Origin of the sequence: Desulforhopalus vacuolatus (genome assembly GCF_016918505.1) — a bacterium.
In the GTDB taxonomy this organism is placed as follows: domain Bacteria; phylum Desulfobacterota; class Desulfobulbia; order Desulfobulbales; family Desulfocapsaceae; genus Desulforhopalus; species Desulforhopalus vacuolatus.
In genome coordinates, this window is sequence record NZ_JAFFPZ010000158.1 from 1 (window position 1) to 255 (window position 255).

Annotated in this window: 1 pseudogene; it reads right to left on the reverse strand. The window is 42.4% G+C overall.

From position 1 onward, the window contains the following. Nucleotides 1–255, reverse strand: a pseudogene (locus JWG39_RS16325) (IS1634 family transposase); the annotation flags it as partial.

Below are 255 nucleotides of genomic sequence, written 5' to 3' on the forward strand. Positions count from 1 at the left end.
AATGTTTTCTCTAATTCAGTGATTGCATCCTCCTGTTTTTCCACGGATGTAATCTGGTATCGGACTTGTGTGACTTTTTTCTTTTTGCGGTTCTCACTGCCGCGACCTTGTCCTATATATTGAACGATTACTTTTTCTTCACGCTCAGAATGATAGCGAAGCAATCCCTGGACTTTGTATTGTGTCAATATGGTTTCAGCTTTTTCTTCAAGCGTTTTTGCATCCCGAATCTGACGTTTTCCGCGAGCAGGAGCG